The 538-nt window shown below is 40.1% G+C and carries 2 pseudogenes; both read right to left on the bottom strand.

The features are described from left to right. Positions 1 to 312: pseudogene (locus R7Q09_RS27915) on the bottom strand (type I secretion system permease/ATPase); the annotation flags it as partial. A 61-nt stretch (positions 313 to 373) separates the two neighbouring features. Further along, positions 374 to 538 (bottom strand): annotated as a pseudogene (locus R7Q09_RS27910) (calcium-binding protein); the annotation flags it as partial.

Genomic DNA, 538 nt, shown 5'->3' with positions numbered 1-538 from the left:
ATGCGATTGATACTGAATGCTTCGTTTAAGCATGAACACTGAAAGTTTCGCGTCCATCCAAAATCCGAACGATTTACTCATTTGTGCGCGAGCAATATCGATAATGGACATAGTAAACAAAGCCGCCAACACGATGATGGTAAGAAGCAACAAGGTGTCAGTCGAATAAGATGAGATGACTCGGTTGTACACTTGCAACATATAAAGTGGGATAGCAAGTACGAGTAAATTAATGAAGAGACTAAAACCGATCAGCAAACCTGCAAGCGTGCATAGTTTTTGTCTGACTTCTTTGAAAACTGTTTTCTGCACGATTACTTCCACTTTAATCGAATGATGTAGGCGCTAAATGACTAGCGCCTTAAACTAGATTTTAAATAACAAATAAATCGGCACCGTAGGTATTAATATCTGTTTCAGTAACACCAATCAGCTTAACGGTTAAATCTGCGCCGTCAGTAAATACTGCATTGCCAGCCGCATCGTAGCTGAAAGTTAAATCGCCGAACTCTGTCACAGTGTCACTAATGATGTGAAG

Source organism: Vibrio sp. 2130-1, from assembly GCF_033339515.1.
This window is presented reverse-complemented; position numbering and strand designations above follow the sequence as displayed.